This is a genomic window from Thioclava sp. L04-15 (assembly GCF_002020275.1).
Classification (GTDB): Bacteria; Pseudomonadota; Alphaproteobacteria; order Rhodobacterales; family Rhodobacteraceae; genus Thioclava; species Thioclava marina.
Map to the genome: position 1 here is coordinate 444,367 of NZ_MPZW01000001.1, position 23,441 is coordinate 467,807.

Below are 23,441 nucleotides of genomic sequence, written 5' to 3' on the forward strand. Positions count from 1 at the left end.
AAATTTCCGCGCACCCCTTATTTGCCTAGCTCTGCGCACAGGCCGCCTTCTCGGAGCCCCCGTCGAAACTGATCCCGGAGGGCAGGAAGATGCGAAATTCGGTGCCGGTCTCGTCGGTGCGCACCAGATCGAGACGCCCCCCATGGCCACGCACCAGCTCTGCCGCGATGGCGAGGCCGAGCCCCGTGCCGCCCGCGCGGGTGCCCCCGGTGAAGGGCTGGAAGAGATGCTCTCGGGCACGCTCGGGCAGGCCCGGGCCGCTATCCTGCACCCGGATCCACCAGCCATCGCTGTTCTCCCCCGCCCCGATCTCGATCGTTCCGAGGCTCCCCGTGGCTTCGATCGCCTGACGCGCATTGCGCACGAGATTGTTGAGCACGCGGTAGAGCTGCTCGCGATCGGCCCGGATCACGAGGTTGGGCGGAACATCCGTGATGAACTCGACCGTCGGCGCGTCGCCGGGGTGCTCCTCGTTCTCCAGCACCTCCTGCGCAAGCTCGCTGAACATGAAGCGCGAGAGCGTCGGCGGCGGCTCTTTCGCCTTGCCGAAGGCCAGCGTCGTTTCGCACAAGTTGATCGCCCGTCCGATCGAACCCATCAGCTTCGGCGCAGCGCGCTTCACGCCGGGATCCTCGGAGCTTTCCATCCGGTCGGCGAAAAGCTGGGCGGTGGTGAGGATGTTGCGAAGGTCGTGGCTGATCTTGGCCACCGCCTGACCAAGCTGCGCCAACCGCTCCTTCTGGCGCAAAGAGGAGGTGAGCTGGGTCTGCATCGAGGCCAGCGCCTCTTCGGCCACCCGCAGTTCCTCGACCCCGGCCTGCGGGGTGATGATGCGCCGCGCATCCTCGGGCGCCTCGGCATAGGCGGCCATATGCGCCACCAGCCGTTTGATCGGCACCACCATCAGCCGGCGCACGAGGAAGAACAGCAAGACAGCGGTGATCATCGAAAACACCGCCGAGATCGACAGGAGCCGCAGCCCGTATTCGACCATCGCGATCCGCATCGGTTCGGTGGCGAGCGTGACCTCGATCACGATGCCGCCTTTCTGCACCGGCTCGCCGAGCACGCGGATCACCTTGTTGTCGACATCAAAGAGCGCGTGGACCGCATCGCGAATCCGCGTCCATTCCGTCGAGTTGCGCAGATCGTACGTTTCGGTCACCGGCGAGGGAATCGGTGAGGACAGCACCAGCTGGCGCACCGCGTCGCGCCGGAGCACCACGTTGAACACGCCCGCATTCGCCAGAAGCTCCTTTTCGAGATCCGGTGCGATCGTGGTGTCGGTGGTCAGAAGCGCGAGCGAGGCGATCTGGGCCCGCTCAAGTCGGGTCAGCAGATAGTCCTCGCGGAAGTTCGCGAGACCCGGCAGAAGGATCAACGCTTCGGCGAGCACGACGAAAACCGTCGTCAGGATCAGAAACCGACCTGAAAGAGTGTTGACTTTCATCGTCTATCAAACGCTGGGGTGGCGTTGTGCCGTCCCGTCCCTCGCCTCTTTACGCCCCTCGAGGCACCTGACGCAACCAGGGGGCTTTGCGGACAAGATAGGGGGCTCGCGGAAAAGGCAAAACCCCGTGAGCCATCACGTTTCGCGCCTGGGCCCGAATAAAGCGCGAAAAAAGCGCTTGAGGCGAATTGACTTGGCGCGGAGAGGCCACTAAAGACCGGGCTTCGAATGCTATCAGGCCTCGAATCCCGTATTCAGGGGCCCGAACCGGAGTGACAACGATGAAACGCACGTTCCAGCCGTCGAACCTCGTTCGCGCCCGCCGCCACGGCTTCCGTAGCCGTATGGCGACCAAGGGTGGCCGCAAGGTTCTCAACGCCCGCCGCGCGAAGGGTCGCAAGCGTCTGTCGGCCTAAGGCCGTCTGCGCCGCGACAGGCTTTTGACGCCGCCGGTAGCTTTTCGGGATCAGGCTTCGTGCCCCGATCACGGATCGCGCCCGGCGGTTTCGCTATTTGCGCCGCCGATCCGCGAGGTGCCGTGATGGCCGCCATCCGCTCGTCCGATCCTGCCCGTCCGACCGCGATTCTGCGCCAGCGCGCGGATTACCTGCGGGCGGCCTCGGCGCAGCGCAAGAGCATGCCCGGCTTCCTCTTGCAGGCGCGCGCACGGCGCGAAGACGAACCCGTCGCGCCCGATCTGATCCGAGTGGGCTTCACCTGTTCGAAGAAACTCGGCAATGCGGTCGCGCGCAACCGCGCCAAGCGCCGCCTGCGCGAACTCGCCCGTGCCGTGCTGCCTGACGCGGGCCGCCCGGGCTGGGATTACGTGCTGGTCGGGCGCCCTGAGGCCACCGCCTCCCGCGATTTCGCACAGTTACTCGTCGAGTTTGCCGCCGCCCTCGCGGTGATCCACGACCTGCCCATCTCGCCGCCGCGCCCGCGCAAGCCCAGAGGCAAGAAGAAATGAGCCCCTTCGCCCATATCGTTGCCCTGCCCGTGCGCGCCTATCGGCTTCTGCTGAGCCCCTGGATGGGCCATGGCTGCCGCTATCAGCCGACCTGTTCGGTCTACGCGCTGGAGGCGCTGGAGCGGCACGGGGCGATCAAGGGCGGCTGGCTCGCAGCAAAGCGGCTTTTGAGCTGCCATCCCTGGGGCGGGCACGGCTATGATCCGGTGCCCGGCGCCGATCCCGATTTCGACGCCGCCCATCGCGGCTGTTCGCACAAGGACCATTCCGATGCTTGACGACGAAGAGAGCCCGATCCACCCGCTTTTCGCAGGCGCGCCCTCGACGACCGAGTTCAAGAAGCTGCGCAAGCGTATCGTCCGCGAGACCCGCGAGGCGATCGAGAAATACGGCATGATCGAGCGCGGCGCGAAATGGCTCGTCTGCCTGTCGGGCGGCAAGGACAGCTACACGCTGCTCGCCGTTCTGCACGAGCTACAATGGCGTGGCCTGCTGCCGGTCGAGCTGCTCGCCTGCAATCTCGATCAGGGCCAGCCGGGTTTCCCCGCGACGGTTCTGCCCGAGTTTCTCGAGACGATGGGCGTCCCGCACCGGATCGAATATCAGGACACCTATTCGATCGTGATGGACAAGGTTCCGCAGGGCCGCACCTATTGCGCGCTGTGCTCGCGCCTGCGCCGGGGCAACCTCTACCGCATCGCGCGCGAAGAGGGCTGCTCGGCAGTCGTGCTCGGCCATCACCGCGACGACATCCTCGAGACCTTCTTCATGAACCTCTTCCACGGCGGACGTCTGGCGACGATGCCGCCGAAACTGGTGAACGAAGAGGGAGACCTCTTCGTCTATCGCCCTCTCTCCTTCGTGGCCGAGGCCGATTGCGAAAAGTTCGCGAACCAGATGAACTACCCGATCATTCCGTGCGATCTTTGCGGGTCACAGGACGGGCTGCAACGCCAGCAGGTCAAGGCAATCCTCGACGGCTGGGAAAAGAACGCCCCCGGGCGGCGCAACAAGATGTTCCGCGCTCTGATGAACGCCCGCCCCTCGCACCTGTGCGACCCCGCGCTGTTCGACTTCGCCGGGCTCGCACTGCGCTCGTCGGATAAAGCGGATTTTAACGAAAACATCCCCGATCTGCGCGGCGAGGCTTAACCTGGCACTCACCAAATCGCCCTAGGCTTTCCCGATCGGTCCCGTTTGGGGCTGTCTCGAGATGCACGGGGGCATTTGTGATGGGGAACACCGAAAAAGCAACGCATGTGCGCAGCTCGCAGCTGCGCGCTCGAGCAAGTGGCAAGGCCGGTCCAATCCTGCTGCGCCGCGAGATGATCGCCTTCGTGCCTGCCTGTGGGCTCGCGCTGCTCTGGATCGGGCCCGAGGCGATGGTGCTTCTTGGGTTCACCGCGATTCTCGTGGGCTGGATGACCCGCCCGCTACCGATCCCCCCGGAAGACGAGGATGACGATCGTGACCCGGCGACGGGTCTTCCCGAGAAAGAGGCCGCCGTCGAGGCGTTCGCGGACATTTTGGAAGAGGCGCGCGAGCGGATGCGCCCGAGCGCCTGCCTGGTCCTCGGCATCGACTCGGTCGATCAGCTCTTGCGGCAACTCCATCGCGACGAATTCGATCTCCTTCTGCGCCGGATGGGCGAGCGTCTGGGGGCGCAGCTGCGGGCGGGCGATCAGGTCGCGCGCTGGGACGGCGCCGAGTTCGCGGTCCTGCTCAAACCGACGCCACGGCTCAATCTCGAGGGGATGATCCAGCTTTGCGGGCGTTTGCAGGATGCGCTGGCCGAGCCCTATTCGATCAGCGCGCGCGAAGTCACGCTCAGCGCATATGTCGGCTTCCGGCTCCTTCGACGGTCAGATCTCGAGGCCCGCGAGCCCTTTGATGCAAACCTTCTTCTTGCTGAAGCCGAGGCTGCCGCCCGAGATGCGCATCGCATCGGCCCCGGCGCGATACGCGCTTTCTCCCAATCCGCCGGTGGGGCCAAGACAGTCGGGCACAGCCTCGCACGCGATTGCGGCGATTCGCTTGAGGCGGGTCACATCACGGCATTCTTCTGCCCACAGATCTCGACCGATACCGGCGAAATCTGCGGTATCGAGGTGAAACCGCGCTGGCTGCACCGCGAGTGCGGCATGCTCGATGAAAGCCAAATTCTGCCCGCGATCGAGGCTGCGGGGCTCATTGAGCGGTTTTCCGAGGTTTTGCTCTTCGAAACCTTCGGCGCCCTGCGCGAATTCGACCGACGTGGCGAGGCAGTCGGCCCGGCCTCTCTCCTGTTACCGATCCCCCAGCTCGACAACCCGAAATTGATCGAACGCCTCGCCTGGGAATGCGACCGGTTCTCGATCGCCCCAGAAAGACTGAGCTTCGTATTGCCGCAAGCCTCCGTTGCTCGCCTTGCCGAGGATCTCGTCGACCACAACCTGCGCGCGTTGCGTCGGCTGGGCTGCCGGATCGAACTTGCAGGCTTCGGCACTGGCCCCATCTCTGCGGACACGATGCGGAAGCTCGCTCCGGAGCGGCTGCGCATCGATCGTCCCTTCATCGCTGGAATCGATCACAACGCGGAAAACCAGAAACTGGTGGCCGCTATCGCCTCGATGGCCGAAAACCTCCGCATGACCACGCTGGCTGAGGGCGTGGCGAGCATTGCCGAACATGCAATGCTTGGCCAACTCGGTTGCTCGGCCGTACAGGGCCCGGCGATCGCGCCCCCCATGCCGCCGGAGGACTTTCACGATTGGGCAGAGCGCCACCGGGCCAAGCTCGAAGCGACTCCGCGCCTCGATCTCAGAAAAGGATGAGGGACGTCGGCGCACGCGGGTACGGCATCCCGTCGGGCGCCCTGCGAATGAAGGGGCTTCTGCCGCAACATGCTGACCCGAGCGACCGTGCATTCGCGCCTCGTACCCCCTTTCGGGCGCGATCATGGCGGACCGGGACGAGCTCACGCGTCCCTCTCAGGCATGCCCCGAAACCGGCCCGCAACGCGCCGCCTGCTCCCGATGACCGCCACTTTCGCGCCAAAGCTTTCACAAACCTGCCCCGCCACCCTGTTTTAAGGGAAAATGGCTTGACCTTTGCCTGCCCCTTCTGTTGAACCTCCCCAAGTTTTCGACAGGCTGGTGGACTAGGGTCTTCATGGATAATCAGAATAAGAACCTCATTCTCGCCGTCGTGCTTTCGGCACTGGTGCTCGGCGTCTGGACCTATTTCTTCCCCCCCGAGCAAACCGCCGTGCCGCCGCAGGGCGAGAATGTCTCTGGTCAGGTTGCTTCGCCCGAAGCCCCTGACATCACTCCCAATACCGCCGCGCTGGACAGCCAGACCGTCAATTCGGACATGATGTCGAACGCCACGGGCGCTGCCGTGCAGGCCGCGCCGCGGATCGAGATCGACACCCCCGATCTGAAGGGCTCGATCTCGCTTCTGGGCGGTCGTCTCGATGACCTCCAGCTGAAGAAATACAAGGAAACGCTGGCCGAGGATTCGCCCGATGTGCGCCTTCTGGCCCCTGTCGGCGGCGCGCAGGGCGATGCCACCAAGCCCTATTACGTTGTCTATGGCTGGATGCCCGCCGGCGGCCTGCCTGCCGATCAGGTCCCCGGGCCGAACACCCCTTGGACCCAGCTCGGCAGCGGCTCCCTGACCCCGGACGCCCCCGTCACGCTGCAGTGGAACAACGGCCATGGGCTGACCTTCCAGCGCGAGATCTCGGTCGACGACAAATACCTCTTCACCATCAAGCAGACCGTGCAGAACGGCACCGATCAGCTAGTGAAGCTCGCCCCTTACGGCATCATCGCGCGCCACGGCATCCCCGAGGAACGCCGCGTCTACGTGCTGCACGAGGGCGCCGTGCGGATGACCGACGGCAAGCTCGAAGAGATCAAGTACAAGAAAATCACCAAGCTCGACCAGCAAGGCGCCGAGGGCCAGGCAGAACTGTTGCAGGCCACGGATGCTGGTTGGACCGGTTTCACCGACAAGTACTGGATGACGGTGCTCGCGCCGATCTCGGGCCCCTTCACCTCGGTGGTGAAATATTCGGGCGAGAACTCGGACATCTACCAGACCGAGACCCGCCTGCCGGTGATCGAGGTCGCCCCCGGTGCGACCGGCGATGCCCAGACCCATCTCTTCGCAGGCGCGAAGGAATGGGAGACCATTCGCAACTATCAGGACAACGTGCCGATCCAGAACTTCGTCGACTCGATCGACTGGGGCTGGTTCTACTTCCTGACCAAGCCGATGTTCCGCCTGCTGCACTGGCTGCACGGCGCAATCGGCAACATGGGCTGGGCGATCATCGCACTGACCTTCATCATCAAGCTGATCGTCTTCCCGCTCGCGCGCAAATCCTACATCTCGATGGCGAAGATGAAGGAACTCCAGCCCGAGATGGAACGACTGAAGGAAGCTGCCGGCGACGACCGCCAGAAGATGCAGCAGGGCATGATGGAGCTCTACAAGAAGAACAAGGTGAACCCCGCCGCGGGCTGCCTGCCGCTTCTCATCCAGATTCCGATCTTCTTCTCGCTCTACAAGGTGATCTACGTCACGATCGAACTGTATCACGCGCCCTGGATCGGCTGGATCCATGACCTGTCGGCGCCCGATCCGACCTCGATCCTGAACCTCTTCGGTCTGCTGCCCTTCACCCCTCCGGATCCCGGTTCGCCGCTCTTCATCCTGTCGCTGGGCGTGCTGCCGATCCTGCTGGGTGTCTCGATGTGGTTCCAGCAAAAGCTGAACCCCGCGCCGACCGACCAGACGCAGGCAATGATCTTCGCCTGGATGCCCTGGGTCTTCATGTTCATGCTGGGCAGCTTTGCCAGCGGGCTCGTGCTCTACTGGATCACGAACAACACGATCACCTTCATCCAGCAGTACACGATCATGTCGATGCACGGGAAACGCCCGGATCTCTTCGGCAATATCAAGTCGAGTTTCCAGAAGAAGAAACCGGCGGCTGACGAGAAGAAATGACGGCGAGCCTCGCCCATATCTACCGCCACCCGATCAAGTCGATCGGGGTGGAGGAGCTGGAAAACGCGTCCCTCGAGGAGGGGCGCGTTTTGCCCTTTGACCGGGAATGGGCGGTGCTACATGAGCGCTCGAAAATCGGTGCGGGCCCGGACGGACGGGCCTCGGTCTGGGGGCCGAAGATCAATTTCGTGATCGGGCGGTCCGCGCCGGGGCTTATGGGAGTCACCTCGCGGCTGCTGGAGGACGGACGAATCGGCCTCGATCATCCGCGCCGAGAGCCTCTCGAGATCGACCCTGCGCAGGAGAACGATCAGCACAGGCTTTTCGACTGGCTCCGCCCCTTCTGGCCCGAAACCGCACCGCGCCCGACGGCACTGGTGCGCGCGGGCGAGCGGGCGCTGACCGACGATCCGCTGCCTTATGTCTCGCTGATCGGGCAGGCCTCGCTCGATGACCTGTCCAAACGCATCGGCAAGGAGCTCGACCGCCGCCGCTTTCGCGCCAACCTCTGGGTCGAGGAGGGCTGGGAGCCCTTCGCCGAGTTCGATCTGGTCGGCAAGACCCTGAGGATCGGTGACGCCGAGTTGCAGGTGCGCGCCTGTATCGAGCGCTGCCGCGCGACGGATGCGAATATCGAGACCGGCGAGCGCGACGTCGATATGCTGGCCGAGCTGGAACGCCATTACGGTCATCGCGATCTGGGCGTTTTCTGCCTCGTGACCGCGCCGGGCCGGATCGGCCGTGGAGATAAGGTGGAGGTGCTCTGATGGAGCTGAATTTCCCGCTGGCTGAAGAGCCCGACGATTTCGCCCGCGAGGCGGGGCGCAAGCTCTTTGCGGCGCCGGTCGAGTTCCTCAAGGGGGTCGTCGCGATGTCGGGCCTGCCACCTGCGGACCGGATCGAGGTCTGTTTCGCGGGCCGCTCGAATGTCGGCAAGTCGAGCCTGATCAATGCGCTGACAAACCGCCGCAACCTCGCGCGCGCGTCGAACACGCCGGGTCGCACACAGGAGATCAACTATTTCACCACGCAGGACGGCCCCTATCTGGTCGACCTTCCGGGCTATGGTTTTGCCCAGGCCCCGGTCGCGGTCGTCGCGAAATGGCAGGCACTGTTGAAGAACTATCTCTCGGGCCGCGCCACCTTGCGCCGCGCCTTCGTGCTGATCGACACGCGCCACGGGGTAAAAGCCGTGGATGAAGAAATCCTGAAGCTCCTCGACCGTTCGGCCGTGACCTTCCAGGTGGTGATGACGAAGGCCGACAAGGTCTCGGTCAAGGATCGCGAGAAGGTGCTGACTCAGGTGCGTCAGGCGCTGTCGAAGCACCCGGCTGCCTATCCGGAGATCGTGCTGACCTCGTCGGAGAAAGGCGAAGGGATCGAAACCCTGCGCGCGATCATCGCCGGGCTCGACTGAGCCGGGCATGGCAGGACCGGGCAAGGCAGACGCCCTGCCCGGCTGAAAGCTTTACACACCGAGGCAGTAGCGCATCACCGCCTTTTGCGCGTGCAGACGGTTCTCGGCCTCGTCGAAGATCACCGAGTTAGGACCATCCATGACACCGCTCGTGGCCTCGTCGTTGCGATGCGCGGGCAGGCAATGCATGAAGAGCGCATCCGGCTTGGCGTGGCTCATCAGCTCTTCGTTGACCTGATAGGGGCGCAGCTGGTTATGGCGACGCTCCTTCGCGGATTCCGGGTCATGCATCGAAACCCAGGTATCGGTGACCACGAGATCGGCGCCCTCAACCGCCTTGATCGGATCGCGTTCGATGGTGACCGGGTGGCCCGCCTTCTCGGCCAGATCGAGCCAGGCGCGCTCGGGGTCGAGCGTTTCGGGCCCGGTGAAGGTCAGGTCGAAGCCGAATTGCGCGGCAGCATGGGCGAAGCTCGCGAACACGTTGTTGCCGTCGCCCGACCAGACCACCTTCTTGCCCGCAATCGGACCGCGATGCTCCTCGTAGGTCATGATGTCTGCCATGATCTGGCAGGGATGCGTGCGATCCGTCAGACCGTTGATCACCGGCACGGAGGCATATTCCGCCATCTCGAGCAGGGTTTCTTCCTCGAAGGTACGGATCATGATCAGATCGACATAGCGCGACAGCACCCGCGCCGTGTCGGCAATCGTCTCGCCGTGGCCAAGCTGCATATCCGCGCCCGAGAGCACCATCGACTGCCCGCCCATCTGGCGCACGCCAACATCGAAGCTGACGCGAGTCCGGGTCGAGGGTTTCTCGAAGATCAGTGCGACCATGCGACCGGCGAGCGGCTGGTCGTCATCGAGCGCACCCTTCGGGCGATCGGCGCGCGCCTGTTTCATCGCGATGCCCTGGTCGATCATCGATCTGAGGGCGGCGGGGTCGGTCTTGTGGATATCGAGGAAGTGGTTCATTGCGTGGTCTTTCTTGGAGGGGTGCGGAGGGGCGGTCCGCCCCGCTGCGCTGACGCGCAGCCCCCGAGGATATTTCAAGCAGTTGGAAGATCAGCTCTCGAGTTGCGTCGCCGCGGCATCGAGACGCTTCACCGCCTCGCTCAGATCCGCTTCGGAGATGTTGAGCGCGGGCAGCAGGCGCAGCACGTTATCGGCCGCAGGCACCGTCAGCAGCTTCTGGTCATAGGCGGCGGCCACGACATCCGTCGGTGCTCGCTTGCATTTCAGGCCGAGCATGAGGCCCGCGCCGCGCACGCTTTCGAACGTGTCGGGATGGGCGGCGACCAGGCCTTCGAGCTTCTGGCGCAGGAAACCGGCCTTGGCGTTCACCTGATCGAGGAAGGCAGGATCGGAGACGATTTCCATCACCTTCGCGCCTACCGCGCAGCCCAGCGGGTTGCCGCCATAGGTCGAACCATGCGTGCCCGCAGTCATGCCCGAGGCCGCGTTTTCGGTCGCTAGCACGGCACCCAGCGGGAAGCCCCCGCCGATGCCTTTCGCGACCATCATGATATCGGGGGTCACGCCCGCCCATTCATGCGCGAAGAGCTTGCCGGTGCGGCCGACGCCGCACTGCACCTCGTCGAAGATCAAAAGCGCGCCGGTCTCGTCGCACAGATCGCGCAGGCCCTTGAGGCATTGATCGGGCACGGGGCGGATACCGCCCTCACCCTGCACCGGCTCGATCAGGATCGCCGCCGTGCTGTCGGTGACCGCCGCACGCAGAGCGTCGTGATCGCCCCAGGGCAGCTGGGTGAAGCCGGGCAGCAAGGGCCCGAAGCCCTTCACCATCTTCTCGGATTTCGGCGTGGCCGAGATCGCGCCCGTCGAACGACCATGGAACGCGCCCTCGAAGGTGATGATTTCGATCCGGTCTTCGTCCTTCGAGGACCAGTATTTCCGCGCCATCTTGATCGCGAGTTCAGCCGCCTCGGTACCCGAGTTGGTGAAGAAGACCGTGTCGGCGAAGGTCTTCTCGACCAGCGCGTCGGCCAGCGCCTGTTGCTGCGGGATCTGGTAGAGGTTCGAGACATGCCAGAGCTTGCCCGCCTGCTCGGTCAGCGCCTGCACCAGTTCGGGCGCGGCATGACCCAGAGCATTCACCGCGATCCCTGCGCCCATGTCGAGATATCGGGTGCCATCCGCCGTCTCAAGCCAGGAACCCTCGCCCTTCACGAAGGCAAGCGGCGCGCGATTATAGGTCGGCAGAACGGAGGGGATCATCGGGTCAAACTCCAGTAAGAGAAGGCAAATGCGTGCAACAGTCCCGTGGGGCTGTCAACATTCAGGGGCCTTCGGTCAGCGATTTTAGGGAGATGTGGCGCGGGGCCACAGAAGATCGGACGTCAGGCGCGCGAGCGGCGACGTCGGGGACGGGCGATATATGCGGTCCGTGTGATCATGCGACGGCGATTACGCCGGGTCAGACGCAAAGTAAAGAGGAAAGCTTTCCGCCCTTCGCGAGGCTCAGCCCAGCGTCACGTCAAGGAACATCATCAGGATCAACCCGAAGAGAAGCCCCGCGGTCGCCCGGTTCTGATGGCCGTTGCGATGGGTCTCGGGAAGGATTTCATGGCTGATGATATAGAGCATCGCGCCAGCGGCGAAGGTGAGCCCCCACGGCAGGAGCGCGCCCGAGACGGAGACCGCCGCCGCGCCCAACAATGCGCCAACCGGTTCGACCGCGCCCGTCATCGCGGTGACGAAGAAGGCCTTGCGACGGGTATAGCCCTGCCCGATCAGTGCGACGGCGACGGCCAGCCCCTCGGGGATGTCTTGCAGCGAGATCCCGGTCATCACCGAGAAACCGTTATCGGTGCCCGCGCCGAAGGCGACGCCGATTGACAGGCCCTCTGGGAAATTGTGGATGGTGATCGCGATCACGAAGAGCCAGATCCGCGCCAGCTGCGCCGCATCGGCGCCTTCGCGGCCGGTGGTGAAATGCTCATGCGGGAGCGTCGCGTTGAGCCAGGCCACGAAACCTGCCCCGAGTGCGATCCCGGTCGCCGCGATTGCCGCCGCGACCCAAACCGAGCCGAACATCGTCTCGGCCACGTCGATCCCCGGAAGGATCAGCGAGAAATAGGAAGCCGAGAGCATCACGCCCGCGGCAAAGCCCAGCATCGTGTCGGCGGTACGTTGGCTCATCGAACGACCGAGCAGCGCAGGGATCGCCCCGGCGGCGGTCGCCCCGGCGGCCACCATGCCGCCCATCAGTCCAAGCCAGATCTCAGACACGCATCTCTCTCCTGTTCTCCCAATGCGCAGATGGGAACGGATCACGCGTTTTTGCAATAGCGGCGAAGAAAGATTGCTCTTTTCCTGCATGATTGGTAAGGAAACCTGACCACAGATAGGGAGCACCCCATGCCCGTCATCACCTCCATCGCCGATCTGAAGCGCCTGCATAGACGCCGCACGCCGAAGATGTTCTACGATTACGCGGAAAGCGGCTCCTACACCGAGCAGACCTTCCGCGAGAACACCGAGGATTTCGCGCAGATCCGGCTCAACCAGCGCGTTGCGGTGGACATGACGGGGCGCTCGACGAAATCGACGATGCTGGGCCAGGAAGTCGCGATGCCGGTGGCGCTCGCGCCGGTCGGGCTGACCGGCATGCAGCGCGCCGATGGCGAGATCAAGGCGAACCGCGCGGCCGGAAAGTTCGGCGTGCCCTTCACCCTCTCGACGATGTCGATCTGCTCGATCGAGGATGTGGCGGAGAATTCCGACGCGCCCTTCTGGTTCCAGATCTATACGCTCACCGATGACGATTATAACAAGAAAGTCCTCGCGCGCGCGAAGGCGGCGGGCTGTAGCGCGCTGGTGATCACCGTCGATCTGCAACTGCTCGGCCAGCGGCACAAGGATCTCAAGAACGGCCTAACCGCCCCGCCGAAATTCACCCTGCCCGTTCTGATGGATCTCGCGACGAAATGGCGTTGGGGGATCGAGATGCTGCAAACCAAGCGGCGCTTCTTCGGCAATATCGTGGGCCATGTCGAGAGCGCGGCGGACCCTGCCTCGCTGTCGAGCTGGACCGCGGAGAAATTCGACCAGTCGCTGAACTGGGACCGCATCAAGCAATTGATGGACATGTGGGGCGGCAAGGTGATCCTCAAGGGCATCCTGACCCCTGAAGATGCCGAGATGGCTGCGGCCACGGGCGCAGATGCGATCGTCGTGTCGAACCATGGCGGGCGCCAGCTCGACGGCGCGCTGAGCTCGATCCGGGTGCTGCCCTCGATCGTCTCGGCGGTCGGCGACAAGACCGAGGTCTGGCTCGATAGCGGCATCCGCTCGGGCCAGGACGTGCTCAAGGCGCTGGCGCTCGGCGCGAAGGGCGTGATGATCGGGCGGGCCTATGTGAACGGGCTTGGTGCGATGGGCGAGCAAGGCGTGACCAAGGCGCTTGAGGTGATCCAGAAGGAGCTCGACACCTCGATGGCACTTTGCGGAGAGCGCCGGATCGACGCGCTCGGCCGCCACAATGTGCTTTTGCCGAAGGACTTCCTCGACAATTACAGCTGATCAGGGCGACCGAGTTCGCCCCACAACCCCGAATCCCCTTGCCTTTCCGGGCGATCCGGTCTATCGGCAGCCGTTCTTGGGCCCGACACCCTTGGAGGCGGCCCATCACTTTGACTTATTTGGAGACCAATCATGGCCAAAGAGATCGAAACGATCGAAGCCGTGGCGCGTACGGGGACGGGCAAGGGGGCCGCTCGGCAAGCGCGTCGCGAGGGCTACGTGCCCGGCATCGTCTACGGCGACGGCAAAGACCCGCAGCCGATCAACCTCGACTATAACAAGCTGCTCACCCGCCTGCGCAAGGGCCGCTTCATGTCGACCCTGTTCAACCTGACCCTCGACGGCCAGGAAGACCAGCGCGTGATCTGCCGCGGCGTGCAGAAAGACGTGGTCAAGGACCTGCCGACCCATGTCGACTTCATGCGCACCCACCGCAACTCGCGCATCTCGCTCTTCGTGCATGTCGAGTTCATCAACCACGAGAAAGCTCCGGGCCTCAAGCGCGGCGGCACCCTCGTCGTGGTGCGTCAGGAAGTCGAACTCAACGTTCTCGCCGGTGAGATCCCCGACCAGATCGTCGTCGACCTCGACGGCAAGCAGATCGGCGACACGATCCACATCTCGGACGTGACCCTGCCGACCGGCGCGAAGCCCACGATCGACCGCGACTTCGTGATCGCCAACGTCGCCCCGCCGAAAGGCTTTGGTGGCGGCTCCTCGGACGAGGACGAAGGCGAAGAGGCCGCTGCCGAGGAATAATTCCTCTGCCGAAAAATGCGCCATTTGGCCAAAAACAAAGCAAACGGAGCCTGCGGGCTCCGTTTTTTTTCGTTTTTTTCATTGCCGAAGGTCGATTCTCAACTACTTGTGAAATCAAGGCAGTCGCATAACGCGATATAAATTAAAAAAATACACCCGTGAGGCGAAAAAAATGCAGACATACGGCGTGCAAATCTTAGCTGCCATGACAGCGCTTACGATTTGCTACAGAGAACGTCGCAAGTTCGCGCAGGTTTTCCAAGAGGTCAAAGCGCGCCGCTCCGACCGCTCGATCATGCATCGACTGGCTCGGGACGTGAAGCGTCGCAAATTGCAAACCCCGTCATCTATCACAAACTCCCGCGGGACGCTCAAGAGAGAGTCGCTGGTGGATCGCCTCATGGAAGAGGTTGCGCGCCGCGAGAAGACCGACGAGGCGCATCGCAACTTCTCGGGCGTTTCGATCTCGCGCGTGGCAAGGGCGACAATCCGCTCCTACGGGCGTGACGACACCCTGCTCTGACACCCCCCTTTCCGTTTGCGTCGCCATCCAATATCCCAAGGGTGAGGATGACGCCGACGCGCAACGATGAGAAAGGTGGCGGATGCAGCTCTGGGTAGGTCTCGGAAATCCGGGCGCGAAATATGCGGGAAACCGGCACAATATCGGTTTCATGGCACTCGACAGGATCGCCGCCGACCATGGCTTCGCACCATGGCGCGCGAAATTTCAGGGCCAGGTGAGCGAGGGGCGCTTTGGTTCGACCCGCGTGGTATTGCTCAAACCCGAAACCTTCATGAACCTCTCGGGTCAATCCGTTCGCGCAGCGGCGGATTTCTACAAATTCACCCCCGCCGACATCACCGTTTTCCATGACGAACTGGACCTCGCGCCGGGCAAATGCCGCCTCAAGCAAGGGGGCGGCCATGCTGGCCATAACGGGCTGCGCTCCATCCATCAGCATATCGGCCCCGACTATGCGCGGGTGCGGCTTGGGATCGGCCATCCCGGTCACAAGGATCGCGTGGCGGGCTACGTGCTCAATGACTTCCCGAAGGCGGAACAGGACATGCTCGACGATCTGTTGCGCGGCATTTCAGACGGAGCTCCGGCTCTGGCCGCGGGAGAGAGCTCGAAATTCCTCAACGCGGTGAGCCTGCGCGTCGCGCCTCCGCGCTCCTCGACCGGGACGAAGCCCCCCGAGAAAACCGACACGCCCACTCCGAAAAAGAAAGAGGCCGCGGAAAACACCCGCAGCCCCTTCGACAAGCTCAAGGATCATTTCCGGAAATAACCCTGGCCCCTTCCTCTTGGCCCAAATATCCCGGGGTGAGGCGCTACAGCGCCGAGGGGCAGCGCCCCTCGACCCCGCCTCTCACCAGTGACCGGTGTTTTCCATGCTCGCCCAAGGCTCCTGCGCGGGCAGCGCATCGCCCATCTGCAACAGCTCCACCGAGATATTGTCAGGCGAGCGCACGAAGGCCATGTGCCCATCGCGCGGCGGCCGGTTGATCGTCACCCCGTTGTCCATCAGGTGCTGGCACATTTCGTAGATATTCTCGACCCGGTAGGCGAGATGCCCGAAATGGCGGCTGTCCGAGGGCAGGCCGGTATCGCCATCCCAGTTCCAGGTCAGTTCCAGATCGGCGCGCCCATCCTCCTGACCCGGCGGGCAGAGATAGACCAGCGTGAAGCGGCCCTGCTCGCTCTCGTAGCGCTTGCGCTCCTTCAACCCGAGCAACTGGTAGAAAGCGATGGATTTCTCGAGATCGAGCACGCGCACCATCGTGTGCAGATATTCGATTTTCATCGGTCCGTATCTCCTCATGTCTTGGCGTCTCCCCGAGGATAGCTCACCTCCGCGCCCCGGCAAGAAGAACGATTTATCCACAGGATATGGCGGTTCCTAGAGCGCAACATCGCAGATATAGTAAATCCGATTCGAGAGCTGCGGAGGATGAAATGGCGCTTACCCCGGAACAGAAAGCCGAGATCGAGGCGCAGCGCGCCGAGACGCAAATGACCGCGCGCGCGGTCTCGCCGGGGATGGAGAAGCGCCTCTATACCGCCCATGAGGTGCTCGATCACGGGCTCGTCCGGGTCATCGACTATATGGGCGACGATGCCGCGATCTGTCAGGCCGCGCGGGTCTCCTATGGACGCGGCACCAAGGCGGTGAGCAACGATACCGGGTTGATCCGCTACCTGATGCGGCACTGGCACTCGACCCCCTTCGAGATGTGCGAGGTCAAATTTCACGTCAAGCTGCCGGTCTTCGTCGCCCGGCAATGGATCCGCCACCGCACCGCGAACGTGAACGAATATTCCGCGCGCTACTCGATCCTCGACCGCGAATTCTACATCCCCGCCCCCGACCAGCTCGCCGCGCAATCGACGGTGAACAACCAGGGCCGCGGCGCGGTGCTGGAAGGCGCCGAGGCCGCCCGCGTGCTCGACATCCTGCGCGAGGACGCGATGCGCGCCTATGACCATTACGAGGACATGCTGACCCCCGACGAGGACGCCGGCAAACAGGGCCTCGCACGGGAACTCGCGCGGATGAACCTGCCCGCGAATGTCTACACGCAGTGGTATTGGAAGATCGACCTGCACAACCTCTTCCACTTCCTGCGCCTGCGCGCCGACCACCACGCGCAATACGAGATCCGGGTCTATGCCGAGGTGATGTGCGACATCGTCAAGGACTGGGTGCCTGCGGCCTATTCGGCCTTCGAGGATTATCGTCTGGGCGGGGTGAACCTGTCGGGCAAATCGGTGGAGCTGCTGAAACGGCGTTTGGCCGGTGAGGTCGTCACGCAGGAAAACTCCGGCATGAGCAAGGGTGAATGGCGGGAGTTCGAGGAGGTTTGGGGGTAATACCACTCGCCCATAGGGAGCATTCTCAAGAGGAGCGGCGTAACGTCGCGGCCTCGAAATATGGCGACGCCCCCTATTTAACCTTTTAGGCCGTCGCGGGTATATACCCGTCATGGCTGTATTCTCTTTCTGGCATCAAGGAATAACTCACGCCCCCGGGATGATCCAACGGCTTCAGTGGATCTGGCAAAAAACCCACGGGACGGATGAGGTCAAGCTTATCGCTGCCCCCGAATCCGACGATTTGATCGCGGACGAGGGGATTGATCCGGCACGTCTATCGATGCAGATCCGATCCGATATCCTTCGCCTTCTCCTTCTGGCAAAGCATGGCGGCGTTTGGGTTGATGCGACTCTGCTCCCGTCGACGCATCTGAACACTTGGCTCCCGGGCGCCCTGGGAGCCTCAGGATTTTTTGCATTTTACAACGAACATCGAGACCGGGCTATTTCGAGCTGGTTTCTTGCCGCGCAGCAGGGTGATCCGCTCATCGCCCGTTGGCGCGACGCTTTCGTTGAATACTTCAGGACGCCTCGCCAACTGAACAAAACGGCTCCGCTTTGGACACGCGCGGCGCAAGAACTGCGGCGCGCGATCAATCCAGCCTCATTTGCAGACCCAAGCGTCGCGGGGCGCTCTTCTTATTATCCCTATTTCATCTTGCACTATCACTTCGACAAACTCGTGAGGACGGACCCGGTCTGTGCAGCGATCTGGCAGCAGACGACCAAGCTTTCAGGTTCAGATGCGGGGCGGCTGAAAAGCGCGTGCGTGGCGGCAAATGGCGATCTCGATGACGAGACAATGGCGTCTCTTTTTCAGGCATCACCGGTCCACAAGCTGAATTGGCGCAAGCCTGAAAAATTCGAAAAACTCTTGAACTTCGTGGAAGCGGGCCTGTCTAACCGACTGGAAACGCCTTGAACCTTAGGGGAAGTCTGCCATGACCATCCGCTTCCACGCCCCCCAAGCCCGCGACTACCCGACCGCTCTGCGCGAGCTGCGCCACGGATGCAAGACAACGCATTGGATCTGGTGGATCTTCCCGCAACTGGCCGCGCTCGGGCGCAGCCCCCGCGCCAAGGAATACGGAATCGCGGATCTCGGTGAGGCGCGGGACTATCTCGCCGACCCGGTGCTACGGGCGCGGTTGGTGGAGGCGTCGGAGGCGGTGCTGACCTACGCGAACACGCCGATCGAGGAGATCATGGGACCGGTCGATGCGCTGAAGCTGCGCTCCTGCGCGACGTTGTTCGAGGCCGCCTCAAATGGAAAGGAGCCGGTGTTCACCCGGCTCCTTGAAACGTTCTATGAGGGCGAGCGTTGCCCGTTGACGCTGGACGCCTTAGCCCGGTGACATGCCGCGCAGGCGCTCGGAGCGGCGGCGCAGGAGTTCCACCGTGGTCAGAAGCGCGATCGACACGAAGACGAGGATCGTGGCGACTGCGAGGATCGCGGGGCTGATCTGCTCGCGGATACCGTTCCACATCTGGCGCGGGATCGTCTGCTGGTCGTAGCCGGCCACGAAGAGCACCACCACCACCTCGTCGAACGAGGTCACGAAGGCAAACAGCGCACCCGAGACCACGCCCGGCAGGATGAGCGGCATCACGATCTTGAAGAAGGTCGTGCGCGGATCGGCCCCGAGGTTCGCGGCCGCGCGGCTCAGCGAATGGTCAAAGCCTACCAGCGTCGCCGTCACCGTGATGATGACGAAGGGAATGCCCAAGGTCGCGTGGGCCATGATGATGCCCGGATAGGAATGCGCCAGCCCGGTCTTGGAGTAGAAGAAGAACAGCCCCGTCGCGGTGATGATGATCGGCACGATCATCGGCGAGATCAGGACCGCCATCACGGCGCGGCGGAACGGCATCTCGGGACGCGACAGGCCAAGGGCGGCCAGCGTGCCCAGCACGGTCGCGAGGATCGTCGAGAAGAAACCGATGATGATCGAGTTCTTCGCCACGTCGATCCAGGTGGCGTGCTGCCAGACATCCATCCACCACGACCAGCCGCGCTCGGCCTGAGGCTCCTGCATCCCGAAGGTCAGGAGCATGTCGTACCAGCGCATCGAATAGCCGGTCGGATCGAAGCTGAGCATCTTCTCGGTGAAGGTGAAATAGGGCTCGGCGTTGAACGAGAGCGGAATGATCACGATGATCGGGGCGATCAGGAAGAAGAAGATCAGGCCACAGATCACCAGATAGGTGTAGTGCCAGGTTCTCTCGAGCGGGCTTGCATATGCGGGAACGGCCATGTGTTTCTCCTCAGCCCAGCTTCATGTTGTCAATGCCCACCAGCCGGTCATAGAGCCAGTAGAGGACCAGAACCCCGCCCAGCAGAAGCGAGGCAAGTGCGGCCGCCAGCGACCAGTTGAGCGATTTCTGCATGTGGAAGGCGATCATGTTCGAGATCAGCTGACCATCTGCACCACCGACAAGGGCGGGGGTGATGTAGTAGCCGACCGACAGGATGAACACGAGAAGCGCGCCCGCGCCGATCCCCGGAAGGGTCTGCGGCAGATAGATGCGGCGGAACGCGGTCCAGGACGTGGCGCCCAGGCTGCGGGCGGCGCGCACATAGCTCGGCGGGATAGTCCGCATCACCGAATAGAGCGGCAGCACCATGAAGGGCAGAAGGATGTGCGTCATCGCGACGATCGTGCCGGTCTTGTTGTACATCATCTCAAGCCGGCCGTTGTCGCTGACGATCCCCAGCCAGACCATGATGTCGTTGAGCACGCCTTGTTGTTGCAGCAGCACCATCCAGGAGGTCGTGCGCACAAGAAGCGAGGTCCAGAAGGGCAGCAGGACGAAGATCATCAGCAGGTTCGATTTCGCCAGCGGCAGCGAGGCCAGCAGGTGCGCGATCGGGAAAGCGAGGAGCATGCACAGCACGGTGATGATCAACGACAGGAGCGCCGTGCGCGTGAACAGCGTGCCATAGATCGAGCGCGTCTTGTCGACCGACACGATATTGTTGTCCTGGTCGCGGGTCATGTCGAGCGCGGCGAGGTAGAAGTCGATCGTATAGGGATGCGACGCGGATCGCATCGCGCGCCAAAGGTTCGGATCTTCCCAGCCCTTGTTGATGTCGAGAATCGCTTCCTTGTAGGGCGGCTCCAGCTTGTCGGCCTTGCGCGCAGTCGAGGTGAAGAGCGAGCGCGTACCGGGAACATCATAGTTGATCCGGGTGCCAGCTTCGCCTTGTGTGCGGTTCGCCTTCATCTCCTTGAGATCAGTGGCCAGCGCGGCAAAGGCGCTCTCGTCGATGGGCGCTTCGAGCGGGTGCTCGGCAAACCATTGTCCAAGCGCGGGGGCGTTCTTAGAGAAACTGTCGTTATAAACCGACTGGAACAGCATCTGCCCGATCGGAACGACGAAAGTGATCAGCACGAACAGGAACAGCGGCGCGACGAGCAGAAAGGCCCGTCTCTTGGCCCGCGCCTGCGATTTCGCCAGCGCTTTCTTGAGCGGCAGGCCGTCGGCTGTTCTCAGCTCTGTTGGTTCCATCGTGGCGTCGCTCATCATCTCTCCTTTGCCGCTCAGGGCAGCGGGGCCAGGATCGCGCGCAGACGCGCCGCCTCATCCTGGGGTAACTCGGGCAGCATCACCCGGGTCGTGTAATTGCCATGGAGCTTGCCGTCGCGGCGGTAGCTCCAATCCGAAATCTGTTCGGGCGCGAAGGTGATCTCGTCACCGACATGGCCCTCGAAATAGACCGGCTCGTTGACGAGCTCCGCCGTAATCTCGGTCGAGGAGATCGAGATCGGTGCGGTCCAGATATGCTCGCGCCCGTTGCCGGGCGTATCGATCCCCGCCTTGAGGAGGAAATCCTCACCCTCACGCGCGCGGATCGCGCCGAGGAAGGCGGAGGGATAGCTCTCGCGGGCGGCAGCCATTGCGGCGTTCATCTGCGCGTCGCTCGTTGAGTAACCAACGACCGGGTCACCGGCCTGGACCGCCTGTGGCGCGACGGGCACCAAAAGGCAGAGGCATGCAGCCAAGATCCGGAGGGTCGACATCGCCAGACGCTTCCTTGCGAGAGAAAGAAGTCGGGCCGCGCGGGATGATCGCGCGGCCCGGTGTGGCATCAGCCGGCGAGCCAGGCGTTGAAGCGCTCGCTCAGTTCGGTGTCGTGGTCAGCCCAGAACTCCGAGTCGTTGACCAGCGCGTTGCCCATGTTCTCGGGCGCGGTGGGCATGTGCGGACCCATTTCGGTCTTGCCGTCCTGATACATGCCGACCATCGGGGCCGAGGACTTGCGTGCCGGACCGTAGGAGATCCACTTCGCCTGGTTGGCGAGTTGCGCGGTCTCGGTGGCGAACTTCAGGTAAGCCTTCGCGGCGTCCATATGCGGCGCGCCTTTCGGGATCACGAAGAAGTCGAAGTCCATCAGCTGGCCGTCCCAGACGATCTTGAAGGGCTGACCTTCAGCGACCTCGGCGTTGAAGATACGGCCGTTATAGGCGGTCGACATCACGACCTCGCCATCGGCGAGCAGCTGCGGCGGCTGTGCGCCGGCATCCCACCACACGACATCGCCCTTGATCTTGTCGAGTTCGGCAAAGGCCTTGTCCACGCCTTCCGGGGTGCCCAGTTCCTTGTAGACATCCGCCGCCGGGACGCCCGCGCCCATCAGAGCGAATTCCAGCGTGCCCTTGGCCGATTTGCGCAGGCCGCGCTTGCCCGGGTATTTCGCGGTGTCGAAGAAGTCCGCGATCGTGGCGGGCGAACCATCGACCTTCGAGGTGTTATAGGCCATCACGGTCGACCACACGATGTTCGCAACGCCGCAATCGGTGAAGGAGCCATCGATGAAGTCTTCCGAAGCCGGGGTTCCGTCGGGCGCGGCTGCCAGATCCGCGTCGGGATCGAGCGGCTCGAGCAGACCTTCGTCGCACAGGCGGATCGCGTCGGATTTCTCAACGTCGGCCACGTCGACCGAAACGTTGCCCGCCTCGACCTGCGCCTTGATCGGGGTCGCCGGGTTGTCGGCGGCTTCCATGTTCACGTCGATGCCGGTCGATTCGGCGAAGGGCTTGTTGTAGGCCTCGACCTGGCTCTTCTCGTAAGCGCCGCCCCAGGACAGGACAGTCACGCTTTCCGCCTGTGCGGCGGCAGCGGTGAAGCCTGCGAGCGCGGTGCTCAGGATCAGAAGTTTCTTCATTCTCGGTTACTCCCAGTTGGTTGGTCTGTTGTTTTCTCGACGTTTCGTCGATTGGCCACCTTCGGGTGGCGTATCAGGGCGCGCGGCTATCACGCGCCCGGAATGCTTGGCTCACATCGGATCGAGAGCGCGGGCGTCTTGGGGATGCCAGCCGATCTTGACGGTATCCCCTTCCTTGAGCCGCACCTGATCGAGCGTGTTACGCGATTTCATCACGAAATCATCCGATCCCGCAACGCGCATCCGGGTGCGAAGGATGTCGCCCATATAGATCACCTCGAGAACCTCGGCGTTGATCGTGTGGGCGCCCGCAGGCATCATCTCGGGCTTGAACTCGACGCGCTCGGGACGGATCGACACCAGCGTATCCTGACCGGATTCGCGGATATTGACCGCAGTCGCATCGATCAGTTCGCCCGTGCTCAGGCGCACCGTGCACGTCTCCCCCGTCAGGCTCTCGACCTTTCCGGGCAGCTTGTTGTTCTCGCCGATGAACTGGGCGACGAAGCTGTTTTGCGGGCGCTCGTAAAGCTCATCCGGCGGCGCGAGCTGCTGGATGCGGCCATCGTTGAACACGGCCACGCGGTCCGACATCGTCAAAGCCTCGCCCTGATCGTGGGTCACATAGACCACGGTGATGCCGAGCGTCTCGTGAAGGTGCTTGATCTCGAACTGCATATGCTCGCGCAACTGCTTGTCGAGCGCACCGAGCGGTTCGTCCATCAGGACCAGTTCGGGATCGAACACCAGCGCGCGGGCCAAGGCGATCCGCTGCTGTTGGCCGCCCGAAAGCTGCGCCGGTCGACGATTGATGAAGTTGCCCATCTGGACCATGTCGAGCGCACGCTTGACCTTGGTCTCACGCTCGTCCTTGCCCATGCCCCGCACTTCGAGCGGGAAGGCGAGGTTCTCGCCGACCGTCATGTGCGGAAAGAGTGCGTAGTTCTGGAACACCATGCCAATTCCGCGCTTATGCGGCGGCACCATGTTGATGTTGCGGCCATCCAGCCGGATCTCGCCATTGGTCGCGGTCTCGAAACCGGCCAGCATCATCAGGCAGGTCGTCTTGCCCGACCCCGACGGCCCCAGCATGGTGAGAAATTCACCCTTGCCGATCGAGAGATTGAGATCCTTCACGACGAGCGTCTCGCCGTCATAGCTTTTTTGCACGCGGTCGAATACGACGAATCCTTCGCCGTCAGCTGCGTTGATCAAAGCGGGCTCCCCGTTGTTTTTGTCTTTGGTCATTTCCCG

25 protein-coding genes are annotated in these 23,441 nt (G+C 63.1%); 15 read left to right on the forward strand and 10 right to left on the reverse strand.

Translation table 11 applies throughout. The annotated features are described in order from the left end of the window. Positions 1-25: 25 nt before the first annotated feature. A complete protein-coding gene (locus BMI90_RS02235) occupies positions 26-1,450 on the reverse strand; it encodes a HAMP domain-containing sensor histidine kinase (protein ID WP_078525503.1) in 1,425 nt (474 codons plus the stop codon). Positions 1,451-1,731: 281 nt separating this feature from the next. Here BMI90_RS02235 and rpmH point away from each other — a divergent pair, with 281 nt between their 5' ends. The 8 genes from rpmH to yihA all read left to right on the forward strand — a co-directional run bounded on the left by rpmH (position 1,732) and on the right by yihA (position 8,832). Next, positions 1,732-1,866: a 50S ribosomal protein L34 gene (gene rpmH / locus BMI90_RS02240; RefSeq protein ID WP_038142532.1), complete on the forward strand. Its 135-nt coding sequence runs from the start codon at positions 1,732-1,734 to the stop codon at positions 1,864-1,866. A gap of 125 nt (positions 1,867-1,991) precedes the next feature. Continuing rightward, positions 1,992-2,417, forward strand: coding sequence for a ribonuclease P protein component (rnpA, locus tag BMI90_RS02245; RefSeq protein WP_078525505.1), 426 nt, complete (start codon positions 1,992-1,994; stop codon positions 2,415-2,417). Next, entirely contained in the window at positions 2,414-2,695 is a 282-nt protein-coding gene (yidD, locus tag BMI90_RS02250) for a membrane protein insertion efficiency factor YidD (protein ID WP_078525507.1), read from the forward strand. Before rnpA ends, yidD begins: the two co-directional genes overlap by 4 nt. Beyond that, positions 2,688-3,569 (forward strand): tRNA 2-thiocytidine(32) synthetase TtcA, encoded by an 882-nt coding sequence (gene ttcA / locus BMI90_RS02255; protein WP_078525509.1) that lies wholly within the window; start codon positions 2,688-2,690, stop codon positions 3,567-3,569. Before yidD ends, ttcA begins: the two co-directional genes overlap by 8 nt. An 80-nt stretch (positions 3,570-3,649) precedes the next feature. Then, a complete protein-coding gene (locus BMI90_RS02260) occupies positions 3,650-5,230 on the forward strand; it encodes an EAL domain-containing protein (RefSeq protein ID WP_078525511.1) in 1,581 nt (526 codons plus the stop codon). 337 nt (positions 5,231-5,567) lie between these two features. Further along, positions 5,568-7,415: a membrane protein insertase YidC gene (yidC, locus tag BMI90_RS02265; protein ID WP_078525513.1), complete on the forward strand. Its 1,848-nt coding sequence runs from the start codon at positions 5,568-5,570 to the stop codon at positions 7,413-7,415. Continuing rightward, positions 7,412-8,182, forward strand: a complete 771-nt coding sequence (locus BMI90_RS02270; protein ID WP_078525515.1) for an MOSC domain-containing protein — start codon at positions 7,412-7,414, stop codon at positions 8,180-8,182. Before yidC ends, BMI90_RS02270 begins: the two co-directional genes overlap by 4 nt. Beyond that, a complete protein-coding gene (gene yihA, locus BMI90_RS02275) occupies positions 8,182-8,832 on the forward strand; it encodes a ribosome biogenesis GTP-binding protein YihA/YsxC (protein ID WP_078525517.1) in 651 nt (216 codons plus the stop codon). The genes BMI90_RS02270 and yihA overlap by 1 nt, the downstream gene beginning before the upstream one ends. Positions 8,833-8,883: 51 nt before the next feature. Here yihA and argF read toward each other — a convergent pair whose 3' ends face one another. The 3 genes from argF to BMI90_RS02290 all read right to left on the reverse strand — a co-directional run bounded on the left by argF (position 8,884) and on the right by BMI90_RS02290 (position 12,063). Then, on the reverse strand, positions 8,884-9,810 hold the full coding sequence (argF, locus tag BMI90_RS02280; protein WP_078525519.1) for an ornithine carbamoyltransferase: 927 nt from the start codon (positions 9,808-9,810) through the stop codon (positions 8,884-8,886). 90 nt (positions 9,811-9,900) lie between these two features. Next, on the reverse strand, positions 9,901-11,073 hold the full coding sequence (locus BMI90_RS02285) for an aspartate aminotransferase family protein (RefSeq protein ID WP_078525521.1): 1,173 nt from the start codon (positions 11,071-11,073) through the stop codon (positions 9,901-9,903). A 243-nt stretch (positions 11,074-11,316) separates the two neighbouring features. Beyond that, positions 11,317-12,063, reverse strand: coding sequence for a ZIP family metal transporter (locus BMI90_RS02290; RefSeq protein ID WP_210401918.1), 747 nt, complete (start codon positions 12,061-12,063; stop codon positions 11,317-11,319). Between the two features lie 153 nt (positions 12,064-12,216). On the opposite strand from BMI90_RS02290, the gene BMI90_RS02295 reads away from it, so the two are divergent. From BMI90_RS02295 to pth, 4 genes are all read left to right on the forward strand, one after another. Further along, the gene (locus BMI90_RS02295; protein WP_078525525.1) at positions 12,217-13,380 is read left to right on the forward strand and encodes an alpha-hydroxy acid oxidase; all 1,164 of its coding nucleotides are present in this window, start codon (positions 12,217-12,219) and stop codon (positions 13,378-13,380) included. A 132-nt stretch (positions 13,381-13,512) separates the two neighbouring features. Next, positions 13,513-14,139, forward strand: coding sequence for a 50S ribosomal protein L25/general stress protein Ctc (locus BMI90_RS02300; RefSeq protein WP_078525527.1), 627 nt, complete (start codon positions 13,513-13,515; stop codon positions 14,137-14,139). A gap of 388 nt (positions 14,140-14,527) precedes the next feature. After that, positions 14,528-14,662, forward strand: coding sequence for a hypothetical protein (locus BMI90_RS19050; RefSeq protein ID WP_273068691.1), 135 nt, complete (start codon positions 14,528-14,530; stop codon positions 14,660-14,662). An 82-nt stretch (positions 14,663-14,744) separates the two neighbouring features. Beyond that, positions 14,745-15,434: an aminoacyl-tRNA hydrolase gene (pth, locus tag BMI90_RS02310; protein WP_078525531.1), complete on the forward strand. Its 690-nt coding sequence runs from the start codon at positions 14,745-14,747 to the stop codon at positions 15,432-15,434. 81 nt (positions 15,435-15,515) lie between these two features. Here pth and BMI90_RS02315 read toward each other — a convergent pair whose 3' ends face one another. Continuing rightward, positions 15,516-15,950 (reverse strand): VOC family protein, encoded by a 435-nt coding sequence (locus BMI90_RS02315; RefSeq protein ID WP_078525541.1) that lies wholly within the window; start codon positions 15,948-15,950, stop codon positions 15,516-15,518. A gap of 152 nt (positions 15,951-16,102) precedes the next feature. Between BMI90_RS02315 and thyX the strand changes: the two genes are divergently transcribed. From thyX to BMI90_RS02330, 3 genes are all read left to right on the forward strand, one after another. Further along, on the forward strand, positions 16,103-17,017 hold the full coding sequence (gene thyX, locus BMI90_RS02320; protein ID WP_078525556.1) for an FAD-dependent thymidylate synthase: 915 nt from the start codon (positions 16,103-16,105) through the stop codon (positions 17,015-17,017). Between the two features lie 112 nt (positions 17,018-17,129). Further along, on the forward strand, positions 17,130-17,942 hold the full coding sequence (locus tag BMI90_RS02325) for a capsular polysaccharide synthesis protein (RefSeq protein ID WP_078525558.1): 813 nt from the start codon (positions 17,130-17,132) through the stop codon (positions 17,940-17,942). Positions 17,943-17,961: 19 nt separating this feature from the next. After that, positions 17,962-18,375: a DUF1810 domain-containing protein gene (locus BMI90_RS02330; RefSeq protein ID WP_078525560.1), complete on the forward strand. Its 414-nt coding sequence runs from the start codon at positions 17,962-17,964 to the stop codon at positions 18,373-18,375. Here BMI90_RS02330 and BMI90_RS02335 read toward each other — a convergent pair. The 5 genes from BMI90_RS02335 to BMI90_RS02355 all read right to left on the reverse strand — a co-directional run bounded on the left by BMI90_RS02335 (position 18,364) and on the right by BMI90_RS02355 (position 23,402). Next, a complete protein-coding gene (locus BMI90_RS02335; protein WP_078525561.1) occupies positions 18,364-19,275 on the reverse strand; it encodes an ABC transporter permease in 912 nt (303 codons plus the stop codon). The two genes, BMI90_RS02330 and BMI90_RS02335, sit on opposite strands and share 12 nt — an antisense overlap. 10 nt (positions 19,276-19,285) lie before the next feature. After that, positions 19,286-20,545 (reverse strand): ABC transporter permease, encoded by a 1,260-nt coding sequence (locus BMI90_RS02340; protein ID WP_078525563.1) that lies wholly within the window; start codon positions 20,543-20,545, stop codon positions 19,286-19,288. Positions 20,546-20,562: 17 nt separating this feature from the next. Then, positions 20,563-20,931, reverse strand: coding sequence for a DUF2314 domain-containing protein (locus BMI90_RS02345; protein ID WP_158521690.1), 369 nt, complete (start codon positions 20,929-20,931; stop codon positions 20,563-20,565). 179 nt (positions 20,932-21,110) lie between these two features. Next, positions 21,111-22,187 (reverse strand): ABC transporter substrate-binding protein, encoded by a 1,077-nt coding sequence (locus BMI90_RS02350; RefSeq protein ID WP_078525566.1) that lies wholly within the window; start codon positions 22,185-22,187, stop codon positions 21,111-21,113. A 111-nt stretch (positions 22,188-22,298) separates the two neighbouring features. Further along, entirely contained in the window at positions 22,299-23,402 is a 1,104-nt protein-coding gene (locus tag BMI90_RS02355) for an ABC transporter ATP-binding protein (RefSeq protein ID WP_078527170.1), read from the reverse strand. Positions 23,403-23,441 lie beyond the last annotated feature (39 nt).